Here is a 21432-nt window from a genome sequence, read left to right on the forward strand (position 1 = left end):
GTTATAATTTACATACTTTAACGACCCTTTTTTAAAAACATAACTGATTATGGTTGAGATAAAACCTGATGAAATTTCGGCGATATTGCGCCAGCAGTTAAGCAACTTCAATGCTGCTGCCGACCTGGAAGAGGTGGGTACAGTGTTGCAGGTGGGCGATGGTATTGCCCGTATATATGGACTGAACAATGTACGTTACGGAGAGCTGGTAGAGTTCGAGAACGGTGTAAAGGCAATCGCCCTGAACCTGGAAGAAGATAACGTAGGTGTGGTATTGATGGGGGAATCCGGTAATATCAAAGAAGGAAATAAAGTAAGCCGTACCGGTTTGATTGCCTCTATTAAAGTGGGCGAAGGACTGATAGGCCGCGTGGTAAATACATTGGGTCAGCCTATCGATGGTAAAGGCCCTATCACCGGCGAATTGTATGAAATGCCCCTGGAGCGTAAAGCCCCCGGCGTTATCTACCGTGAGCCGGTAAAAGAACCGCTGCAGACAGGTATCAAGGCGATCGACGCCATGATCCCCATCGGCCGTGGCCAGCGTGAGCTGGTGATCGGTGACCGTCAGACCGGTAAAACTGCCATCTGTATCGACACCATCATTAACCAGAAAGAATTTTACGATGCAGGCAAGCCTGTATATTGTATATATGTAGCCATTGGCCAGAAAGCCTCCACCATTGCAGGTGTAATGAAAACCCTGCAGGAGAACGGCGCTATGGCTTACACTACCATCGTAGCCGCTTCCGCTTCAGAGCCTGCTCCGCTGCAGTTCTACGCTCCGTTCGCTGGCGCCGCCATCGGTGAATTCTTCCGTGACACCGGCCGTCCTGCCCTGATCATCTATGATGATCTGTCCAAACAGGCCGTTGCTTACCGTGAAGTGTCCCTGCTGCTGCGTCGTCCTCCGGGCCGCGAAGCCTACCCTGGTGACGTATTCTACCTGCATAGCCGTTTGCTGGAACGTGCTGCCAAAGTTATCGCCAACGATGAAATTGCCAGCCAGATGAACGACCTGCCGGAGTCTATCAGACACCTGGTAAAAGGTGGTGGTTCCCTGACCGCATTACCGATCATCGAAACCCAGGCTGGTGACGTATCCGCATACATCCCCACGAACGTGATCTCCATCACCGATGGACAGATCTTCCTGGAGTCCAACCTGTTCAACGCCGGTATCCGTCCCGCCATCAACGTGGGTATCTCTGTAAGCCGCGTAGGTGGTAACGCACAGATCAAATCCATGAAGAAAGTAGCCGGTACCCTTAAACTGGACCAGGCACAATACCGCGAAATGGAGGCCTTCTCCAAATTCGGTGGCGACCTGGATGCTGCTACCAAAGCAGTACTGGACAAAGGCGCCCGTAACGTGGAGATCCTGAAACAGGCACAGTTCAACCCCTACAGCGTTGAAAAGCAAGTAGCCATGATCTACCTGGGTACCCAGGGCCTGCTCCGCGAAGTACCCGTTAAGAACGTAAGGGCCTTCGAAGAAGCCTTCCTGCACGAAATGGAAGTGCGCCTCCCCGAAGTTCTGGCCGATTTCAAAAAGGGCAACCTCGCAGACGACAGTCTGAACAAGATGAAAGCCCTGGCCAACGAACTGAAGCCAAGATTCGCATAAAGCATACAACACATGATCGCAGCATAATCGTAATCATGCAATCATGTAATCATGTAATACAACATTGAGCATAAACATAATCCCGGTCAATTGGCCGGGATTTTTGTTTTAAAGAATTAGAAGATAGTCAATGGGCAACGGCTAACCGTAAATGGGTAACGGTCGATAAGTAATGTTCATGGGTAATGGTAGGTAATGGTTACAGCTAACGCTGATGGGAGCTGGTGATGAGATACACCAACATACTATCGGAGAACCGCCTTACAGCCTCCCCCCTTGGCCATGCGTGCACGCTGCGTTGCCGGCAGGTTCCTCGGTGGGGCCTTGGCTGGCGCGGGTTCATGCAGCCAGCTTGCCCAGCGAAAGTCCCGCGGCAGGCGCAGCCCCACAGAGGAACGCTGCCGGCATAGCCCATTTCCGTCCCCTCCGCCCATTCACCCACAGAGGAACAGCCCCATTCCCGCCACAGCACCCACTTCCAGCATAACCAAATTTCACCGCCTTCCTCCCCGCTTTCACCGCCTCCACCCCCTTCCTTAACCGAATACCCCTCCGCCCACCTTGGTTTCCACCATAAACTAAATTAGTTTTGATCCGAATCCAAATCCCGCCAACAATGTGGAAACACTGCCTTAACCTCATAATCTGTACTTGCATCCCCGCCTTCCTGCTGGCACAACAAAAACTAACTGGCAAGATCACGGACGCTAAAAAACATCCGCTCCCCGGCGTCAACATCTACATAAAAGGTACTTACGACGGCGCCACTACCGCCGCAGACGGCAGCTTCTCCTTCACCACCACCGCCACCGGCGCCCAGGTCATCTCCGCCAGCCTCATAGGCTACAAGACCCTGGAACAACCCACTACGATCAGCGGCCCGTTGCAACTCAACCTAACGCTCAAAGAAGCCATTAACGAGCTCAAAGTAGTCACTATCTCCGCCGGCAGCTTTGAAGCCAGCAATGATCGCAAAAATACCGTGCTCAAACCACTCGATATAGTAACCACCGCCGGCGCTACCGCCGACATCGTCAACGCATTAAAAACCCTTCCCGGCGCCCAGCAGACCAACGACCGCGAAGGCCTGTTCGTTCGCGGCGGTACCGGTTACGAAACCCAGATCTTCATAGACGGCCTGCTGGTAAGGAACCCTTTCTACACCAGCCTGCCAGATTTACCGGGCAGGGGCCGTTTCTCCCCCTTCCTGTTCAAGGGAACAACATTCAGCAGCGGCGGGTACTCCGCCCAATACGGCCAGGGCCTGTCTTCTGCGCTGATATTAGAATCAGAAGACCTCCCGGCACGCTCCTCGTACAGCCTGGGCGCTTCGCTGATAGGCGTCAACGGCGGACTGGACGAGCTCTCAAAGGATAAAAAGACCTCCTACGGCATAGAGGCAGACTACACCAATCTGGCCCCTTACTTCAACATCGCCAGGCCCCGGCAGGAGCCTACCATGGGCCCGGAAATACTGGGAACTTCTGCCAATTTCCGGCATAAGACTTCTTCTACCGGCATGATAAAGTTCTACGGTTATGGTAACTGGAGCCGTATGGGCTTTAGGAAAAATAGCACAGAATACCCGGGGTACCAGGAGCAGTCTGACGTACGTAACCAGAACATTTATACCAACCTTACTTACCGGGAAAGCCTGGGTAGCGGCTGGCGTTTGCAAACAGGTTTCTCCTTCAGCACAAATGATGATAAAATTAAGATCGATACCATCCGGAAAACCGCGCCCGCCAATATCCGCAACCGTTCAGAGCTGAGCCAGCTAAGGTTGATGCTCACCAAAAGCCTGGGCGCTTTTTCCATGCTGCGTTTGGGCGGAGAATATCAGTATGCAGCAGAGCGGGGCGCCTTCAATAATTACCAGGCCAACTATGTAGATAACTATACCGCCGCCTTTGCAGAAAGCGATATCTACTTTACGCCGCAGTTCGTGGGCCGTGTTGGCGGACGTATGGAATATTCTTCCGTGCTGTCTAAAGTAAACTGGGCGCCGCGTGCTTCGCTGGCCTATAAGCTCAATGATTACAGCCAGTTCTCCCTGGCCTATGGGGACTACTACCAGAAGCCGGAGCCGCAATACCTGCGTTACCAGCGGGATCTGGACTATATGAAGGCTACCCATTACATCGCCAGTTTCCAGCGCGTATCCATGGACTACACCTTCCGTGTGGAGGCCTTCTATAAGAAGTACAAAGACCTGGTAAAAACAGTGCCGGACACTTCCAACATGGGTACCGGCTATGCTAAAGGTATAGAGCTGTTCTGGCGGGATCGTAAGACATTTAAGAACGTGGATTACTGGATCTCTTATTCCTTCCTGGATACCAAACGTAACTACCTGTTTTATCCTTTTGAGGTGCAGCCGGATTTTGCGGCCAAACATACCGCGAGCCTGGTGGTAAAGAAATACATCCCTAAGATCACCACCAATATCGGGCTAACCTACAGTTACGCCAGCGGCCGGCCGTATTACAACCCTAACCTGCCGGAAAGTAAATTTATGTCTGAGCGGACCATCGATTTTAATACATTAGGTTTGAGCGCCAGTTATCTTACTACGGTGGGCAAGGCCTTCACCGTGTTTGTATTATCCGTTACCAATGTGTTTGATATTAAACAGGTCTACGGGTACCGCTACTCAACAGATAAACTGCGCCGCGAAGAGATTGTGCCCAACGCCCCCCGCTTCCTGTTCATTGGTATGTTCATGAACTTTGGGATCGATAACCGGCAGGATGTCATCAATAACCTGTAAATTATCAATACACATAAAGCCAAACTATAAAACAACAGTTATGAAACAGTTCCTTTTCCTTCTTTTAACGGCCAGCGTGGCAATGTCAGCCAGGGCCCAGAGCTCGCAGTACCAGGATGCAATGACCAAACAGGTCGCCCTCCTGGATGATGGCGCCAGCTATAATCCGCAAACCCTGCAGGATATCTCCAATGTTTTTGAGCGCATAGCCGCTACAGAAAAAACTGAATGGCTGCCTTACTACTATGCGGCTTTTGCGCAGGTAATGACGGCCTTTGTGCAGGAGGATAAGAGCAAGATAGATCCGCTGGCAGACAGGGCAGAGGCTAACATCAACAAAGCCGATTCCCTGAAGAAGAACAGCGATGAAATAGCCTGTATCAAATCACTGGTGGCTTCTGCCCGTATCATGGTAGATCCGCCCAGCCGCGGCGCGCAATATGGCCCCGAGTCTGGTATGATGATCCAGAAAGCCAAACAGCTGAACCCGGAAAATCCCCGCGTATACCTGCTGGAAGGTCAGGCCCTCTACTTTACACCGGAAGCCTATGGTGGCGATAAGGCAAAGGCCAGGGAAACTTTACAGGTAGCCCTGCAGAAATTTGCCGCCTTTAAACCTGCCAGCAATATAGAACCGCATTGGGGGGAAGCGCAGGCAAAACAGCTGCTGAACGGAGAAGCTAAATAAGGAAAGCATATATATAAGCAATACCGGCGCCCTGATGCAGTCGCATACCAGGGCGCCGGTGGCTTTATATAATATATGACCTGTTAATGATCGTAGCCTCCATACAACCCTGCCAGAACGCCGGTAAAGGCAGGTGACCGCTGGTCCCAACTGCAGTCTCACTTCAGTTGTAACGGTTAATTTTATAAGAAGCCATCGGATCGGCCCTTTCATTCACGAAATGTTACTCCCATGAATACCCCTGAAACCAGGCTGCGAGTGGCTCCCACTTCAGCCCTTGTACTGTCGTATGTAAAAGACCTGTATAAAGACGGGTTAAGCGGTGAATACATGCAGCATATGGACCTCAGTGCTGTACAGACCCTGGTCACCGCTGTTAACAAGGTAACCTCCCATCTTGGATATGTGATTCAGCTGCGTAAGCAGATGGTGCGTTACCTGGTTAGTCAGTTCATTAGCCGCTACCCCCGGCAGCAGATCTGTATTATTGCCGCGGGGCTGGATCCCCTGGGCCTGCAGCTGGCCGCGGACTATCCCCTCCACATCAGCGGCATTTATGAGGTAGACCAGGCCTGGATGAATGAAAAAGCCACCATCTACCACAAGATAGCCCCCCAAATGCCCCTGCCGGTGACTATCCAGACAGATATCACCAACACCATACAGCTCAAAAGACAGCTGCGCGATGCGGGTTATGATGCCGCTCAGCCTACGCTCATCGTATTCGAAGGCATTATCCACTATATCACGGAAGAACAGTTCCGCGATATAATGCAGTGCTTTTCCACTAAGAACGCGCGGAATACAGTGATCATGGATTATATGCTCACAGAAGAAGATATACCCTCACCGGCATTCCGCCAGGTAGGTAAGGAGCTGCAGGCGCTGGCAGAAAAGGCGTTGCAGATCACCTTTCACTTATATAGCCGTAAAAAGATCTTGAATATGCTGGAGCTGTTACAGGCAGAGGTAAACAGTATCTACGATATGCAGGCAGCAGAGCACAGGATGGTGGGCCATAACGAACGCTACCACCAGCCAGGCGATGGCCTCATGGAAATAACGGCATTCCATATCTAGATCTAGCTGTTAGCAGCAGCCAGTAGCTAACAGCTAACAGCTATTAATTATGAGCTTTTGGCAGTCAGTGACTCCGACGCCAGTTCCATCTTCTTCAACGGATTTTGCGTGTTCTCCGCATAGGTCTCCCGTTTCTCCAGGATATCCAGGCAACTGAAAATAGCCTGACGGAAAGAGGCGGCGTCTGCCAGGTTCTTACCGGCAATGTCAAAAGCGGTGCCGTGGTCGGGGGAGGTACGTACAATGGGCAGCCCGGCGGTATAGTTGATACCCTCGCCGCTGGCCAGTGATTTAAAGGGGATAAGGCCCTGGTCATGGTACATGGCCAGTACGCCGTCAAACTGGGCGTACATGTTACGGGCAAAGAATGCGTCTGCGCTATAGGGGCCAAAGGCAAGGATGCCGTTGTTTTTAGCCTGGTCAATGGCGGGTGCGATCTCTTTGATCTCTTCCTGCCCTATCAGCCCGTCGTCGCCGGCATGGGGGTTTAAGCCCAGCACTGCTATCCGGGGGCTGTCTATACCAAAATCCTTTACCAGGCTGTCTTTCATCAGTAGCAGCTTGCCCAGGATATTGGCTTTGGTTACATACTGCGCTACTTCCGCTACCGGCACATGCTCCGTCAGCAGGCCTATGCGCATATTATCGGCCGTCATGAACATCAGCACGTCTTTGGCGCTGAAGGCGTCCCGCAGGTAAGGGGTATGCCCAGTATAGTCAAAATTGGCGCTTTGTATATTCTTCTTATGGATGGGCGCTGTTACCAGGCCCTGTATGATCCCGTCCTTCAGGCACTGGATGGCCACGGCCAGGGAGCGGGCCGCATACTTACCCCCAATGTCATTCAATACCCCCGGGGTGATCTGCACTTCTTCTTCCCAGCAGTTATAAACGTTTACCTGCTTGTGGTTCAGGCGGGTAAGCTCTTTCAGGCTCTGGTAATTAAAGGTGCTTTCATTCATCAGCTTCCGGTAGAAGTTGATGGTCTTATTGGAAGCAAAGATCACCGGGGTGCAAAACTCCAGCATCCTGTTATCTGTAAAGGTCTTGATAACGATCTCCGTACCGATGCTGTTGATGTCGCCTACGGTAATGCCGATTACTGGTTTGTTGGTATGCGTGTTGCTCATGTGTGTGACAAAACACAAAGATATCAAATCCCGGCATTTAGAATGCGGTATTTGGTATCTTTGCCGGAATCATGTACACACTTAAGAAATCACTGGGCCAACACTTCCTGAAAGATGAGAATATGTGCAGGAAGATCGTAGAGGCTTTACCTGTGATCCAGGGGCAGCAAGTGCTCGAAGTTGGCCCCGGTGCGGGCGCCATCACCAAATACCTCCTGCAGTTGCCCGGTATTGACTTTAAAGCCGTGGAGCTGGATACGGAAAAGGTACAGTACCTGGAGAAAACCTACCCGGAGATCCAGGGCAAATTGATCAACCAGAGCTTCCTGGATATGCCCCCGCCCTTTGAGGGCCCCTTTAGCGTAATAGGCAATTTCCCCTATAATATCTCTACCCAGATCATGTTCCGCGTGCTGGAATGGAAGGACCAGGTGCCCCAGGTAGTAGGTATGTTCCAGAAAGAAGTAGCCCAGCGCATAGCTGCAAGCCACGGAAATAAGGACTACGGCATCCTCAGCGTGCTTATGCAGGCCTGGTACCGGGTAGAGTACCTGTTCGAAGTGCATGAACAGTGTTTTATGCCTCCGCCCAAGGTAAAATCCTCCGTTATACGGTGCACCCGCCTGGAGCAGCAGTATGATATTGCCAACGAGCGCAAGTTCTTCAACCTTGTGAAAACTGCCTTCAACCAGCGCCGCAAACAACTGCGCAACCCGCTAAAACCATTATTTGATAAGGAATATTTACAGGACAGCCTCTTCACTAAAAGAGCGGAAGAGCTGACAGTGGCAGATTTTGTCGCATTATCACATAAGATGATATGATAGGCCGCCCATAAAAGACAAACAAGAGAAAGAATGAAACGGAAAGCTTTAATCACAGCCAAAGTACACGAATATCTCATAAACAGACTCGAACAAAGCGGATACGAGGTGATCTACCAGCCCTCCGTCACCTATGACGAAGCCCGCAGCCTGGTGCACGACTGCACCGGTTTGATCGTGACCACCCGCCTCAAAATAGATCCCGCCTTTATAGACAACGCCCCCCAGCTGGAATGGATAGGCCGCCTGGGCTCCGGTATGGAGCTGATAGACGTGACCTATGCGGAAAGTAAAGGCATCCGCTGCGTAAGCAGCCCGGAAGGCAACTGCGATGCAGTAGGGGAGCAGGCCCTGGGCATGCTCATGATGCTCATGAACAACCTGCTGAAAAGCAACCTGGAACTGCGCCGCGGCATATGGGAGCGCGATGGCAACCGCGGTCATGAGCTCAATGGTAAGACCGTGGGCATCATTGGCTATGGCCACACCGGCGCGGCCTTTGCCCATAAGCTGCAGGGCTTTGACGTGGAGATCCTGGCCTACGATAAATACAAAAAAGGCTTCAGTACCGGCAACGTAAGGGAAGCCACTATGGAAGAACTGTTTAAGCGGGCAGACGTAGTAAGCGTACACTTGCCCCTTACAGAAGAGACCCGCCACCTGGCCAACGCCGCCTTCTTTAAATCCTTTGCAAAATCCGTATGGTTTTTGAATACCGCACGGGGCAAGATCGTAAACACCCCTGATATCATAGCCGCCCTGGAAAACGGTACCCTGGCCGGCGCGGGCCTGGATGTGCTGGAGAATGAAAAGCTGGCCACCTACAGCGAAGCAGAGCAGCAACAGTTCCACCGGCTGCTCGAATTACCCAATGTAGTCCTTACTCCGCACATCGCCGGATACTCCCACGAGGCAAGTATTAAAATGCCTAAATATGTGTTGGATAAGTTGGGAATTTAAGTTGGCTGATAATTTAAAATAGTTATATTTGCCGATATACAAACATAGTAAACAACGCTTCTGTGAAAATGGAGGCGTTGATTTTTTTTTCTTATTTCTAAAACCCAAAAGTTATGTCTGGCGTCAACTATGTCACGAAAGAAACCCTTGAGCAAATGAGAGATGAGCTGAGCGGGCTTAAGGGCAAGGGTAGGGCGGAAATTGCCAGGGCCATTGCAGAGGCGCGGGAGAAAGGTGATCTGAAAGAGAATGCTGAATATGATGCGGCTAAAGAAGCTCAGGGGCTCCACGAAGCAAAAATAGCTTCACTTGAAAATGCCATCGCTACCGCCAGGGTAGTAGAGGCGGATTCTATCGATATTTCAAAGGTCTCTATATTATGTAAAGTGACCATCACCAACGTAGCCAATAAAAAAACGGTTACCTACCAGCTGGTGTCCGAAACAGAGGCCGATCTGAAAGCCGGCAAGATCTCTGTTACCTCTCCCATCGGGAAAGGGCTGCTAGGTAAGGTAGTGGGTGATATCGCCGATGTACAGGCGCCCAATGGAAATCTCAAATTCAAGATAGATAATATCAGCGTTTGATCTGATAGCAATCCACGTATGAAATACTGATACAATCCACAAAAAGTCCCGGCCACCAGGCCGGGATTTTTTATTTCAGTTTTACGATTTAGCTTTGGGATACCCCGTTCACAGGGGGCATCATTCATCTAAAACCGCAAACCCAATGTCAGCTTCAGTGTTTACCAAGATCATCAAAGGCGAGATCCCCAGTTATAAGATAGCGGAAAATGACAGGTTCTATGCCTTCCTGGACATCTTTCCCCTCGTGGAAGGGCATACCTTGATAGTGCCTAAATTAGAGGTGGACAAATTCTTTGATGTGCCGGACGAGCTGCTGGGCGAATGGCTGGTATTTGCCCGGCCCATTGCCAAAGCGCTGGAACGCTCTTTCCCCTGCAACCGGGTAGGCATCAGCGTGGTAGGACTGGAAGTGCCACATGCGCATATGCACCTTATCCCCATCAATTCGGCGGATGATATGAATTTTGCACGTCCCAAACTAAAGTTGACAGAGGCGGAGTTCAAAGCAATACAGGAGAAGATCAGGGCAGAGATGTTGACACATTAGGCGTATGGGGCACATTAAAACGGAAACCTACACCATGCAGGGTCTCGAGCTTTATGTCAGGGTCTGATTTAAAATACTTCCGTAGCTTGGTAATGAACACGTCCATGCTGCGTCCCAGGAAATAGTCGTCCTTTCCCCATACATTAAACAGGATATCCTCGCGTTTAAGGGCCTTGTTAACGTTATCGCACAGGTACCGGAGCAGGTCTGCCTCCTTTTGGGTAAGGGTAAAGGACTTCTGCTGGGTGCTGTCATGCAGGCGCAGATCCGCATAGTCAAAGGTCAGCTTCCCTATAATATACTGAGAAGGCTTGGCCGCCTGGGTAGCCTGTAGCATGGTTTTGGTCCGCTTCAGGAATACCTCTATGCGCAGGAAAAGCTCCTGGATGTTAATAGGTTTGGTAATATAATCATCCGCCCCGGTCTTAAAACCGGCGATCTTATCCTCTACCATCGATTTAGAGGTGATGAACAGGATGGGTATGACGTCATTCTTCTTGCGGATCTGCCTGGCCAGCTCAAACCCATGGTCTGAGGCGCCCTTTTCAATATTGCCGGCTTTTTTGGGGATCATTACATCCAGAAGGCATATATCGAATGTCTTATGCTGGAATTCCTCCCAGGCCATCGTCCCGTCAGTACAATGCCTAACCTCATAGCCGGCCTCTTCCAGCCTTCGCTTTGTAGCCGTACCAACATGCTGATCATCTTCCACAAATAGGATTCTAGCTTTCATAGTTGCAGTGATGCTGATTAATGTAAAATGTCACATTTTCTACCATAATCCGGTATTAAAGGTAATCATCATAGTAATGGCGCTATCCCCCCGGCCCATTTTATCATGGAGTTATGAAGATGATTTTTAGTCAAAGTAAATACAATTTCTCAATTTTAGAAATAACCTTTTTAGCGAAGGAATGTTTAAACCAGTTTGTATTCAGTCATTTGCAGTCTCCCGCTACCTGCGGGACAGTTAAACTACAGCCCTGCTACTCTGTCCGGGTGCTGCTGGATAAACTTTTCCCAGCCCTTCCCTTTAGGCAGGCTGGAAAGAGGGTTTGAATCCTGGAAAAAATGACAAACTGCTACTGCCAGCGCATCCGTGGCATCCAGGTACTCCGGTTTTTCAGTAAACAGCAATATGCGCTGAAGCATCTGCCATACCTGCTCCTTGTCCGCATTGCCGTTACCGGTGATCGATTGCTTAACTTTCTTCGGGGAATATTCCGCTACAGTAAGCCCGGCATGCATGGCGGTAGCAATGGCTACACCCTGCGCCCGGCCCAGCTTTAACATACTTTGTACGTTCTTGCCAAAAAAGGGGGCTTCAATCGCGAAACAATCCGGTTTGTGTAAGCGTATGAGGTCGTTGATACAGGCATGGATGAGCTGCAGTCTTTCATAGTGGTCCTTACGACTGGAGAGTTTTAGCACATCCATTTTTATAAGAGTGGCAGTTTTGCCTTGTACCTGTATAAGGCCATATCCCATTACCAGCGTGCCCGGGTCTATGCCAAGAATTATTTTTGACTTGTTTGCCAACCGCGGTTTATTTTTGCCAAAATCTTGATGTCTGAACAAAAGTACCAAAATAATTCTCAATTACCTGTTAGGCACAGCCCTTTTTAGCTGGTTGGCCTGGTCCATATATATACAGGTAAAACATCAGCCAGACCTGGCAACGTCCCTCCAACAGATGGTTTTTACCCTCCGCCAAAAGGGAGCCATGGCGCTCTTGCTCGTATTTGTATTAATGTTTTTTAACTGGGGGCTCGAGGCCCGTAAATGGCAGCTGCTGGTAAGATCCCTGGAAAACGTATCCTTTTTACGGGCTTTCAGCGCCGTTTTATCCGGGGTATCACTGTCTATTAATACCCCTAACCGTATAGGCGAATACGGTGGCCGTATGCTCTATATGAGCAACCAGAATAAGCTTAAATCCATCGCCGCCACCGTCGTAGGAAGCCTCAGTCAGCTCATTATTACTATTATCTTTGGGTTAACAGGCCTCATCTACTATATCAACAACTTCCGGCTGATCAAGGAGAACGGCTATTTTGCCCCCAACTTCTGGGAAAATATTTTACTGGGTTTGCTCGTGGTTATTGGCGCCTTGACCATATTATTATATTTTCGGTTACAGATCATAGTAGCAATATTCGAAAGAATCCCGGTACTAAGGAAAGCAAAGGTGTTTGTATTGATCATAACCCGCTATACAACCGCCGATTTGCAATACCTGTTGCTCCTTTCAGCCTGCCGTTATGTGGTCTTCTCGGCACAGTATTTGATTTTGTTAGACACGTTTGGAGTGGAAATGCTGTGGTGGCAAGGCTTTTTAATGAATGCAGTGATCTACCTGGTAATGGCCCTGGTCCCCACCATTGCTGTAGTAGAATTAGGTCTCAGAGGCAAGGTCAGCTTGTATTTCCTGGGTCTGTTAAGCGCCAATACCGCCGCCATCATCGCCGCTACAGTCGGCATCTGGCTGGTCAACCTGCTCTTACCGGCAATATTGGGAAGTTTATTGCTACTGGGAGTAAAGATTTTTAAGGATAAATAGATCCAGCAATGAGGCATCTTATACTCATATTCTTATTGGCAGGTTTAGTCCAAAGTTATCCCGTTAAGGCCCAAAGTGATTTTTGTGGTATCACAAATGGTAGTTTCCGCCCCGGAGAAAACATGACCATGAGAGTTTATTACCGGTTAAGCGGCGTATATGTAGGCGCCGGCGAAGCCACTTTCAGCTGCCTGCTCGAAAAAATGAACGGCAGGGATGTATACCACATGATAGGAGACGGTAAAACCTACCGCGCCTATGACTGGTTCTTCAAAGTGCGCGACAGATATGAAAGCTACGTTGATACCGCCTCCATGCAACCCCTCAAATTTATACGCAACGTAAGCGAAGGCGGTTATAAAATATACAACAACGTTGTATTCGATCATGCGCAGGGCTCCGCCACCAGCACCAACGGCACCTTTAAAGTGCCCGCCTGTATACAGGATGTGGTCAGCGCCGTATACTACGCCCGCAACATCGACTTCAATAAGTATAAGCCCAATGATAAGATACCCTTTTTCATGTTCCTGGATGATCAGGTGTATAACATCTATATCCGTTACATGGGCAGGGAAGAGGTAACTACCCGCTATGGCAAGTTTAAGGCTATACGGTTTAAACCCCTGTTGATAAAAGGCACCATGTTCCAGGGCGGCGAACAGATGGATGTATGGGTAAGCGACGACGCCAATAAGATCCCCCTGCGCGTACAGAGCGCTATTTCAGTAGGTAGCATTGTAGTGGATATGATGGACTACAAGAACCTGCGTTACCCCCTTTCCTCGCTGATCGACAAAAGATAGATAAACAGCCCTTAGCTTTTAGCCAATGATCCCCGGCGCATTATTTGTAGCATTAATTAGCGGACAACAATAGTCAAGGCCAGGCGCTAACGGCTAAAAGCCAACAGCTAACCGCTTAAAGTTTAACATTTCCTTGCTGAATCCGGCGCCTTGGTGCGGTATAATATTCTATATTTGTTCAAACTATATAACCCGTATGTATTATGGAAGAGCGTAAACCAAACATATTGCTGGCAGAAGATGATACCAACCTGGGCATGGTGCTGAAGAACTATCTGGAGCTGAACGATTATGATGTAGAGCTTTGCAGGGACGGCATCCTGGCGCTGGCGGCCTTCAGGCGCGAAAAGTTTGACCTGTGCCTGCTGGATATTATGATGCCCAATATGGACGGCTTTAAACTGGCAGAAGAGATACGGGACGTAGACCCCGATATTCCCCTGTTCTTCCTCTCCGCAAAAACCATGAAGGAAGATATCATCCAGGGCTATAAGCTGGGCGCAGACGATTATATCGTTAAACCCTTCGATAGCGAATTGCTGCTGCTCAAAATAAGGGCCATCCTTAAACGTAACCAGGAGCTCAGCAATAAGGAAGAAGAACAACATGAGTTTGCTATAGGCCGCTACGCCTTCAATGCCCGTCTCCGCACCCTGGTGCACGATGGCGAGTCTCATACCCTTTCTCCCAAGGAGAATGAGCTGCTGCGTATGTTATGTGAGCATAAGAACGACCTGCTCCCCCGCGAGCTGGCGCTGAAGAAGATCTGGGGCAGCGATACCTATTTTAACGGCCGCAGCATGGACGTATACATCGCCAAACTGCGTAAGTACCTTAAAGACGATCCTAATATCGAAATAGTGAATATCCACGGTAATGGCTTCCGCCTCGTGGTAAAAGACTAGATCAGGCGTTATAAAATAAAAGAGCATTGTGATCATCACAATGCTCTTTTATTTTATAACGATATCAGTATATTAAAACAGCAACCCGCCTGCTCCTTTACCCGGCGTCTTTCCCAAATGCGTATACGCCTTCTCCGTTACCTCTCTTCCCCTTGGCGTGCGTTTAATAAAACCCTCCTGTATCAGGAAAGGCTCATACACTTCCTCCAGCGTACCGGCTTCCTCGCCTACCGCCGTAGCAATAGTCGTAATACCTACCGGCCCCCCCTTAAAGTTTTCAATGATCACATTCAGGATCCGGTTGTCCATATCATCCAGCCCGTATTCATCCACATTCAGCGCTTTCAGGCTATATTTAGAGATGTCCAGGTCAATGGTGCCATTGCCTACCACCTGCGCAAAATCGCGTACCCGGCGCAGCAGCCCATTGGCAATACGGGGCGTACCGCGGGAGCGCCGCGCTATTTCCATAGCCGCGTCAGAGGTGATCTTGGTCCCCAGCAGTCCCGCCGCCCGCCAGATGATCTTCTGCAGGGTGGCCGCAGTATAGTACTCCAGCCGGGATTTGATGCCAAACCGCGAGAGCAGGGGGGCAGTCAGCAACCCGCTGCGGGTAGTGGCGCCTATTAATGTAAAGGGGTGTAGGTTGATCTGTATGGAACGGGCACTGGGGCCGGTATCGATCATGATATCTATGCGGTAATCCTCCATGGCGGAGTACAGGTACTCCTCCACAACAGTGCTCAGGCGGTGTATTTCGTCAATGAACAGCACATCCCGCTCCTCCAGGTTGGTCAGCAGGCCAGCCAGATCGCCCGGTTTTTCTATCACCGGACCGGATGTTTCCTTGATATTAACGCCCAGCTCATTGGATACAATGCGCGACAGCGTGGTCTTACCCAGCCCCGGAGGGCCATGGAACAGGATATGGTCCAACGCCTCCCCGCGCATTTTGGCCGCTTTGATGAACACTTTCAGATTTTCAATGATCTGATCCTGCCCGGAGAAATCAATGATCTCCTTCGGGCGGATGCTGTTCTCAAACTCTTTTTCCGCTGCGCTCTGGCGGTTCTCGTCTGGTCTTAAATGCGGATTGGACATATTGTACTGAAAGTGCTCAAAAATACATAATTATGGCCGTATGGGTTTGCTTGTTTATGAGTATATTAGTTTATTTGTGTTATAATATTTTATTCTATGTACAGGATATGGTTAACCGTCTTTGCGATGGCCTTTAGCATCACCCCAGCCCGCTCACAAGACACGATCAGCAGCACGGAAGTGCGGCGCATTATAAGCACGCTGGCGGCAGATGATATGCAGGGACGCAAAACATTTTCTCCCGGCATAGACAAAGCAGCCACCTTTATTGAACAGGAATATCAGAAGGCTGGATTGCAGACCTGGCAAGGCGCCAAGGGTTACCGCCAGACTTTTTACATGTATCGTATAAAGCCGGTAAGTATACAGCTCACCATCAACGGTGAAAAACGTATATCCGATAATGTGATCATCAAAAGCAGCGCCGGACAGCTCAGCTGGAACCAGGAAGGCCAGGTGGCGGAGCAGCATATCCGGTCTGCGGATAACTTCTTTAACCGCGTACGGGAGCTGCGCCAGCAAAAAGGCAATACCATCATCTGGGTAGACGCCGCGCAGCGCCAGAACTTTAGCCAGTACCGCCAGTACCTGCAGGATAATATCCAGATGGCAGACAGCGGCAACCTGGTACTGGTATTACAGGAAGAGGCAGATACCGCCATCCGCAGCGTAAACCTGGAAGTAAGACAGCAGGTAACCCCCGTGCCGCTTTTTAACGTGGTAGGCGTAATCCCCGGCAGCAGCAAACCGGACGAATACGTGATCTTCTCCGCACACTACGACCACATAGGTATACTCAAACCCGTAGAGCAGGATAGCATTGCCAACGGCGCGGATGATGATGCCAGCGGCACTACCGCCGTTATTATGCTGGCCAATTACTATAAACAGCTTAAACCCGCCCGCACCCTTATCTTCGCTGCCTTTACAGGCGAAGAGATGGGCAGCTACGGGGCCCGCTATTTTTCCCAACAGATGAACCCGGATAAAGTAGTGGCCATGTTTAATATAGAGATGATAGGTAAGGAAGCTAAATTTGGTAAGAACAGCGCCTTTATCACCGGCTTCGAAAGATCTGATTTCGGCGCCATATTACAACGTAACCTGGAAGGCTCCGTATTCCACTTCCATCCGGACCCTTACCCGGACCAGAACCTGTTTTACCGCTCTGATAATGCCACCCTGGCCCGTTTAGGCGTACCCGCGCATACTATCTCCACAGACCAGATAGATACTGACAGCCTCTACCACTCCGTAAATGATGAGGTGGAAAGCCTGGATATGGAAAACATCACCAACACCATCAACGCCATTGCCAAAAGCGCCGTGTCAATCGTGGAGGGAAAGGATACGCCTACACGTATTAAGCCAGAACAATAATTGCCAGGGTCTACAATAATCATATCATTGTCCCGTTTTAACGTATAATAATTTTGTCTAAATTCTGAGAGCGTTTGAACGTTTTCTCAGAATTTAGACTTAATTTCACCCGGGATTTTCACGCACCTATGTAAACTAAAATTCACACTCCTTATAAATTAAAACCATATCAAAATGCAACCTAAACTCCACCAACTGTGCGGAGGACTGGCCCTGGCGTCAGTGCTGTTTTTATCCGCATGCTCCAAACAAGATTCTTCCGAGCCGCAGAACACCAACGCTGATGGCAAGTTCAGCTACGAAATGCAGGCTATCAATCCTAACACGAGCATCATGGGCGATGCTGCCGGTATAGAAAGGATGGCCCAGATCACCAACACGCCGGAAATGGCCAGGACCACTACGGATAGGATGTTCGACTTCACCTGGACGGAAGTGAAAGTACGGGTAAGGGAGATTAAGTTCGAGGCAAAAAAAGGCAACGATCAGGTAAAATTCAACGCCAAGATCGACCAGATGGTAGACGTATTAAAAGCCGCTGGTTTTATTGGTATGATCGAGCTGCCCAAGGGTACTTACAAATCTGTGAAATTATCTGTAACTGCTGCTGGCGATGAGCAGAACCCCGCTGCCATACTGGGCGGCAAGATCACCTGGGACGGCAAGGATATCCCCTTCAGCATCCGCCTGGCTGGTACCATCAACTTCAAGGCAGATGCCCGCGATGTAGTAGTAGGCGACAGCAGCCTCTCCCTGAAAGGTAAGCTGAAACTGGACCTCAAGATCGTAGCTGCTAAACTGCAGTTAGGCGACTTCGACGGTACCTTCAGCGGCGGTCACCTGACTATCATTATCAACCTGGATGGCCCGGACAAGGATAAAGACAAATGCAAACGCATGAGGAACGGCTGGGAAAGCTGCATGCGTTGTGACTGATAGAATGTAGATAAAAACTGTTGAGAGCAGGAACAGGAGAAAGCAGCCACTTGCCAGGCCGCTACTCCGTTCCTGCTTTTTTTATGGAGCTTTTTCTTGCTTACTCCCGCTATTATTGTACGATCAGCTTACTGTATACTGAAAAGTGATCAGAAGAAAAACGCCCCTGCCAGGTAGGGGAGAGCGTTGCATGTTGCAATACACGGAACCTGCCCTTCAGAAAAATATAGTCAATCGGTTTATCAGAAAGCTCCGCTGCCTTAAAACCATTAAAAGTACCGGTAGGTCCATAATGCGGCGTTAAACTCACCGCTTTGCTGTCCGTTAAATGCAGCGGATCAGCATTATCCATCACTACACGGATAGGCTCATCATCCGGGCTGGCATTAAAGTCGCCGGTAATGATAGCGGGCGTATTGCCGGCAATGGCATGTACCTGTTTTAACAACAGGTGCGCGCTCTCACGCCGGGCTACCTCGCCTTTGTGATCAAAATGCGTATTGAAATGGAAGAACACCTTGTTGGTCTTTTTATCCCGGAACCGGCCCCAGGTAACTATCCGGGTAATAGCGGCGTCCCAGCCTTTGCTGCCCGCTACCGTAGGGGTGGTAGACAGCCAGAACGTTTGGCTTTGTAAAAGCTGCAAACGCGCCGTATCATAAAAAATGGCGGAGAACTCGCCCTGTGTTTTACCATCATCCCGGCCCACGCCAATATATTTATAACCCGGCAGGCGCTGCTGCAGGTCTGTTACCTGGTCATACAGCCCTTCCTGTATGCCCAGCAGGGTAGCCTCATGGAATAATACTTCACCGGCAACTTTGTCCTTCCGGTTAGGCCAGGCATTTAAGCTATCATCCGGGTTATTATAACGGATGTTAAAGGTCATTACCTGTAGCGGAGTTTGAGCGGCCGCGCTGCCGGCTATCACAAATAGCAGGCACCATAACAATGTTCTCTTCATAAGTAATTGTATTAGCGTTATAAAAGTAATCACCCCGTTTTTAAGAAACATAGTTTTTTGTACCCATATACATTACCTTTAGGAAGGTCAAAAAAATAAGTGGCTTTGCACTTCCCCGTATACGTATCCCTTTTTACATTAACTATACCGTTACACGCCATAACGGAAACATTGGGCATGTTCCTGGGCTTCCGCTATTTCCTGTACCTGCGCAAACAGCAGGGCGACAGGCTACCGGACCCTAACCGGCTCTGGGTGATCATTGGCGCTATATTCGGCGCCTTACTGGGCAGCCGTATACTGGGCGCGCTGGAAGATCCGGTGGCTCTCTGGTCTGGCCCCAATCCCTTACGCTACATATATGAGAACAAAACCATCGTAGGCGGTCTGCTGGGTGGTCTGGCCGGTGTGGAAAGCATTAAGCTGGCTATTGGCGAAAAACAATCCTCCGGAGATCTGTTCACCTACCCCTTGATACTGGCCCTTATCATTGGCCGCATAGGCTGTTTTAGCATGGGCGTGCATGAAGAGACCTACGGCCTGCCTACCGCGTTGCCCTGGGGCATGAACCTGGGCGATGGGCTGTTGCGGCATCCCGTAAGCTTATATGAGATCGCCTTTCTATTGATCTTAGCCGGACTGTTATATATCATCCAACAGAAATATACATTGATCAGCGGAGCGCGCTTCCAGCTATTCATGATCGGATATCTGTTATTCCGTTTCCTGCTGGATTTTATTAAACCCGGCGCCCGCTATTTTATTGGCCTCGGCAGCATACAGCTGGCCTGCCTGGCCGGACTGATATATTATGGCCGTACCATTATTGCTCCATCCCGCTTAATCCAGAAACAATATGCCTGAAAAAGATTATACCTATTACGATTTTACCATCAGCCTTTGCAGCGCCTGCCTGCGCCGGGTAGACGCCAAGATCATCTTTGAGCAGGATAAGGTGTTTATGGTGAAACACTGTCCGGAGCACGGCCGGGAAAAAGTATTGATCGCAACGGACATTGCCTACTACAAGAACACCCGCAACTATAACAAGCCCTCCGAAGCGCCGCTTAAGACCAATACGCAAACCCACTATGGCTGTCCCTACGACTGTGGCCTGTGCCAGGATCATGAGCAGCACAGCTGTTTAAGCGTAATAGAGGTAACGGACCGCTGCAACCTTACCTGTCCTACCTGTTATGCCATGTCATCCCCGCACTACGGCCGGCACCGAACCCTGGAAGAGATAGAGCGTATGCTGGATATCATCGTGGCCAATGAAGGCCAGCCGGATGTAGTACAGATCAGCGGCGGAGAGCCTACCATCCACCCCCAGTTCTTCGAGATCCTGGATATCGCTAAAAAGAAGCCCATCCGGCACCTGATGCTAAACACAAACGGCATCCGTATTGCAAAAGATAAAGAATTTGCTGCCAGGCTGGCTACCTATATGCCGGACTTTGAGGTATACCTGCAGTTCGATTCCTTTAAACCCGAGGTGCTGGAACAGATGCGCGGCAAAGACCTTACAGATATACGCCGTCAGGCCCTCAATAACCTGAATGAACTGGACCTGAGCACCACCCTGGTGGTGACCTTGCAGAAAGGTCTTAATGATGATGAGATCGGGAAGATCATAGACTATGCCCTGCAACAGAAATGTGTACGCGGCGTAACCCTGCAGCCCGTGCAGATAGCCGGCAGAACAGAGGGCTTTGATCCCGCCACGGACCGTATTACCCTTACAGAAGTAAGACAGCAGATCCTGGCGCAAACCAGCGTATTCAATGAGCATGACCTGATCCCCGTACCCTGTAACCCGGATGCGCTGATGATGGGATACGCCCTTAAACTGGGTGGCCAGGCCTTTCCGCTCACCCGTTTCGTAGATCCTGCCGTACTGCTGAACAACTCAAAGAACACCATCGTATACGAACAGGACGAAGCGCTGCACAAACATGTGCTCAAGATCTTCAGCACCGGTATCTCCACAGATGCCGCCGTAGGCGATATGCAATCCCTGCTATGCTGCCTGCCGCAGATCCAGGCGCCGGGACTGAACTATAATAACCTGTTCCGCGTTGTCATTATGCGTTTTATTGATGCCTATGATTTTGATGTGCGGGCCATTAAAAAGTCCTGCGTGCATATCGTACATAAAGATGGGCGTATCATCCCTTTCGAGACCATGAACCTGTTTTACCGCGATGAGAAAGAGGAATACCTGCGTACCATAATAGACGATTACTCCCCTAAAATCACTACCCATGAACGAAGTATTTAAAAAAGTGTTGCTGTTAGCCGGTATTCCTTTGGTAATTGCCTTGTTATGTATGTTTGGTGGGGATAGCGCCCTTATAAGCCTGTTCATCATCATAGTGGTGCCGGGGGCTTATGGGTTCATCGCCCTGGTAACTTTTATCCTGGGCCACCGCACCTGGGCAAAGGCGTTTCTACTCTCCATGGGAATTATACTGCTGATAGGGTTCTCCGTATGTTCGCTGATGATGTCCAATATGAATTTTAATGGACACTAAATAGCAATAAAAAGGCCGGCCGGAGCA

General features: G+C 49.8%; 21 protein-coding genes. 16 read left to right on the plus strand and 5 right to left on the minus strand.

Features of this window, described 5'->3' with window-relative positions:
• The first annotated feature begins 49 nt into the window (after positions 1-49).
• The 4 genes from atpA to F0L74_RS06645 all read left to right on the plus strand — a co-directional run bounded on the left by atpA (position 50) and on the right by F0L74_RS06645 (position 6165).
• Positions 50-1627 (plus strand): F0F1 ATP synthase subunit alpha, encoded by a 1578-nt coding sequence (gene atpA / locus F0L74_RS06630; RefSeq protein WP_149837014.1) that lies wholly within the window; start codon positions 50-52, stop codon positions 1625-1627.
• A 616-nt stretch (positions 1628-2243) separates the two neighbouring features.
• Positions 2244-4397, plus strand: a complete 2154-nt coding sequence (locus F0L74_RS06635) for a TonB-dependent receptor (protein ID WP_149837015.1) — start codon at positions 2244-2246, stop codon at positions 4395-4397.
• A 40-nt stretch (positions 4398-4437) separates the two neighbouring features.
• Positions 4438-5085: a hypothetical protein gene (locus F0L74_RS06640; RefSeq protein ID WP_149837016.1), complete on the plus strand. Its 648-nt coding sequence runs from the start codon at positions 4438-4440 to the stop codon at positions 5083-5085.
• 258 nt (positions 5086-5343) lie between these two features.
• A complete protein-coding gene (locus F0L74_RS06645) occupies positions 5344-6165 on the plus strand; it encodes a class I SAM-dependent methyltransferase (protein WP_213086903.1) in 822 nt (273 codons plus the stop codon).
• A 47-nt stretch (positions 6166-6212) separates the two neighbouring features.
• On the opposite strand, the gene pdxA is transcribed toward F0L74_RS06645, so the two are convergent.
• Positions 6213-7295, minus strand: coding sequence for a 4-hydroxythreonine-4-phosphate dehydrogenase PdxA (pdxA, locus tag F0L74_RS06650; RefSeq protein WP_149837018.1), 1083 nt, complete (start codon positions 7293-7295; stop codon positions 6213-6215).
• A gap of 71 nt (positions 7296-7366) precedes the next feature.
• Between pdxA and rsmA the strand changes: the two genes are divergently transcribed.
• The 4 genes from rsmA to F0L74_RS06670 all read left to right on the plus strand — a co-directional run bounded on the left by rsmA (position 7367) and on the right by F0L74_RS06670 (position 10216).
• Positions 7367-8119, plus strand: a complete 753-nt coding sequence (gene rsmA / locus F0L74_RS06655) for a 16S rRNA (adenine(1518)-N(6)/adenine(1519)-N(6))-dimethyltransferase RsmA (RefSeq protein WP_149837019.1) — start codon at positions 7367-7369, stop codon at positions 8117-8119.
• A gap of 33 nt (positions 8120-8152) precedes the next feature.
• Entirely contained in the window at positions 8153-9079 is a 927-nt protein-coding gene (locus F0L74_RS06660; protein ID WP_149837020.1) for an NAD(P)-dependent oxidoreductase, read from the plus strand.
• Between the two features lie 113 nt (positions 9080-9192).
• Entirely contained in the window at positions 9193-9666 is a 474-nt protein-coding gene (greA, locus tag F0L74_RS06665; protein WP_149837021.1) for a transcription elongation factor GreA, read from the plus strand.
• Positions 9667-9811: 145 nt separating this feature from the next.
• Positions 9812-10216: an HIT family protein gene (locus tag F0L74_RS06670; RefSeq protein WP_149837022.1), complete on the plus strand. Its 405-nt coding sequence runs from the start codon at positions 9812-9814 to the stop codon at positions 10214-10216.
• Here the strand turns inward: F0L74_RS06670 and F0L74_RS06675 are convergent.
• A complete protein-coding gene (locus F0L74_RS06675; protein WP_149837023.1) occupies positions 10191-10952 on the minus strand; it encodes a response regulator transcription factor in 762 nt (253 codons plus the stop codon). The genes F0L74_RS06670 and F0L74_RS06675 overlap by 26 nt on opposite strands.
• Before the next feature lie 242 nt (positions 10953-11194).
• A complete protein-coding gene (ruvC, locus tag F0L74_RS06680; protein WP_149837024.1) occupies positions 11195-11758 on the minus strand; it encodes a crossover junction endodeoxyribonuclease RuvC in 564 nt (187 codons plus the stop codon).
• 91 nt (positions 11759-11849) lie between these two features.
• Here ruvC and F0L74_RS06685 point away from each other — a divergent pair, with 91 nt between their 5' ends.
• From F0L74_RS06685 to F0L74_RS06695, 3 genes are all read left to right on the plus strand, one after another.
• Entirely contained in the window at positions 11850-12779 is a 930-nt protein-coding gene (locus tag F0L74_RS06685; protein ID WP_188315880.1) for a lysylphosphatidylglycerol synthase domain-containing protein, read from the plus strand.
• A gap of 128 nt (positions 12780-12907) precedes the next feature.
• Complete coding sequence (locus F0L74_RS06690; RefSeq protein ID WP_246197636.1) at positions 12908-13585, plus strand: DUF3108 domain-containing protein; 678 nt, start codon at positions 12908-12910, stop codon at positions 13583-13585.
• 203 nt (positions 13586-13788) lie between these two features.
• Complete coding sequence (locus F0L74_RS06695; RefSeq protein ID WP_149837027.1) at positions 13789-14490, plus strand: response regulator transcription factor; 702 nt, start codon at positions 13789-13791, stop codon at positions 14488-14490.
• A 72-nt stretch (positions 14491-14562) separates the two neighbouring features.
• Here the strand turns inward: F0L74_RS06695 and ruvB are convergent, their stop codons facing one another.
• Complete coding sequence (gene ruvB / locus F0L74_RS06700; protein WP_149837028.1) at positions 14563-15591, minus strand: Holliday junction branch migration DNA helicase RuvB; 1029 nt, start codon at positions 15589-15591, stop codon at positions 14563-14565.
• Positions 15592-15687: 96 nt separating this feature from the next.
• On the opposite strand from ruvB, the gene F0L74_RS06705 reads away from it, so the two are divergent.
• Together F0L74_RS06705 and F0L74_RS06710 are read left to right on the plus strand one after the other, a co-directional pair.
• Complete coding sequence (locus F0L74_RS06705; protein WP_149837029.1) at positions 15688-16971, plus strand: M20/M25/M40 family metallo-hydrolase; 1284 nt, start codon at positions 15688-15690, stop codon at positions 16969-16971.
• Between the two features lie 174 nt (positions 16972-17145).
• On the plus strand, positions 17146-17907 hold the full coding sequence (locus F0L74_RS06710) for a hypothetical protein (protein ID WP_149837030.1): 762 nt from the start codon (positions 17146-17148) through the stop codon (positions 17905-17907).
• Positions 17908-18019: 112 nt separating this feature from the next.
• Here F0L74_RS06710 and F0L74_RS06715 read toward each other — a convergent pair whose 3' ends face one another.
• A complete protein-coding gene (locus F0L74_RS06715) occupies positions 18020-18871 on the minus strand; it encodes an endonuclease/exonuclease/phosphatase family protein (RefSeq protein ID WP_188315881.1) in 852 nt (283 codons plus the stop codon).
• A 99-nt stretch (positions 18872-18970) separates the two neighbouring features.
• Here F0L74_RS06715 and F0L74_RS06720 point away from each other — a divergent pair, with 99 nt between their 5' ends.
• The 3 genes from F0L74_RS06720 to F0L74_RS06730 are packed head-to-tail and all read left to right on the plus strand — an operon-like array spanning position 18971 to position 21405.
• The gene (locus F0L74_RS06720) at positions 18971-19735 is read left to right on the plus strand and encodes a prolipoprotein diacylglyceryl transferase (protein ID WP_213086904.1); all 765 of its coding nucleotides are present in this window, start codon (positions 18971-18973) and stop codon (positions 19733-19735) included.
• On the plus strand, positions 19728-21152 hold the full coding sequence (locus F0L74_RS06725) for a radical SAM protein (protein ID WP_149837033.1): 1425 nt from the start codon (positions 19728-19730) through the stop codon (positions 21150-21152). The genes F0L74_RS06720 and F0L74_RS06725 overlap by 8 nt, the downstream gene beginning before the upstream one ends.
• Complete coding sequence (locus tag F0L74_RS06730; RefSeq protein ID WP_149837034.1) at positions 21136-21405, plus strand: hypothetical protein; 270 nt, start codon at positions 21136-21138, stop codon at positions 21403-21405. Before F0L74_RS06725 ends, F0L74_RS06730 begins: the two co-directional genes overlap by 17 nt.
• Positions 21406-21432: the final 27 nt, after the last annotated feature.

The sequence above is a fragment of the Chitinophaga agrisoli genome (assembly GCF_008386695.1).
In the GTDB taxonomy this organism is placed as follows: domain Bacteria; phylum Bacteroidota; class Bacteroidia; order Chitinophagales; family Chitinophagaceae; genus Chitinophaga; species Chitinophaga agrisoli.

Coding starts and splice junctions, on each gene's coding strand:
- atpA (WP_149837014.1), top strand. CDS start 50: ATGGTTGAGATAAAACCTGATGAAATTTCGGCGATATTGCGCCAGCAG.
- F0L74_RS06635 (WP_149837015.1), top strand. CDS start 2,244: ATGTGGAAACACTGCCTTAACCTCATAATCTGTACTTGCATCCCCGCC.
- F0L74_RS06640 (WP_149837016.1), top strand. CDS start 4,438: ATGAAACAGTTCCTTTTCCTTCTTTTAACGGCCAGCGTGGCAATGTCA.
- pdxA (WP_149837018.1), bottom strand. CDS start 7,295: ATGAGCAACACGCATACCAACAAACCAGTAATCGGCATTACCGTAGGC.
- rsmA (WP_149837019.1), top strand. CDS start 7,367: ATGTACACACTTAAGAAATCACTGGGCCAACACTTCCTGAAAGATGAG.
- F0L74_RS06660 (WP_149837020.1), top strand. CDS start 8,153: ATGAAACGGAAAGCTTTAATCACAGCCAAAGTACACGAATATCTCATA.
- greA (WP_149837021.1), top strand. CDS start 9,193: ATGTCTGGCGTCAACTATGTCACGAAAGAAACCCTTGAGCAAATGAGA.
- F0L74_RS06670 (WP_149837022.1), top strand. CDS start 9,812: ATGTCAGCTTCAGTGTTTACCAAGATCATCAAAGGCGAGATCCCCAGT.
- F0L74_RS06675 (WP_149837023.1), bottom strand. CDS start 10,952: ATGAAAGCTAGAATCCTATTTGTGGAAGATGATCAGCATGTTGGTACG.
- F0L74_RS06690 (WP_246197636.1), top strand. CDS start 12,908: ATGAGAGTTTATTACCGGTTAAGCGGCGTATATGTAGGCGCCGGCGAA.
- F0L74_RS06695 (WP_149837027.1), top strand. CDS start 13,789: ATGGAAGAGCGTAAACCAAACATATTGCTGGCAGAAGATGATACCAAC.
- ruvB (WP_149837028.1), bottom strand. CDS start 15,591: ATGTCCAATCCGCATTTAAGACCAGACGAGAACCGCCAGAGCGCAGCG.
- F0L74_RS06705 (WP_149837029.1), top strand. CDS start 15,688: ATGTACAGGATATGGTTAACCGTCTTTGCGATGGCCTTTAGCATCACC.
- F0L74_RS06710 (WP_149837030.1), top strand. CDS start 17,146: ATGCAACCTAAACTCCACCAACTGTGCGGAGGACTGGCCCTGGCGTCA.
- F0L74_RS06715 (WP_188315881.1), bottom strand. CDS start 18,871: ATGAAGAGAACATTGTTATGGTGCCTGCTATTTGTGATAGCCGGCAGC.
- F0L74_RS06725 (WP_149837033.1), top strand. CDS start 19,728: ATGCCTGAAAAAGATTATACCTATTACGATTTTACCATCAGCCTTTGC.
- F0L74_RS06730 (WP_149837034.1), top strand. CDS start 21,136: ATGAACGAAGTATTTAAAAAAGTGTTGCTGTTAGCCGGTATTCCTTTG.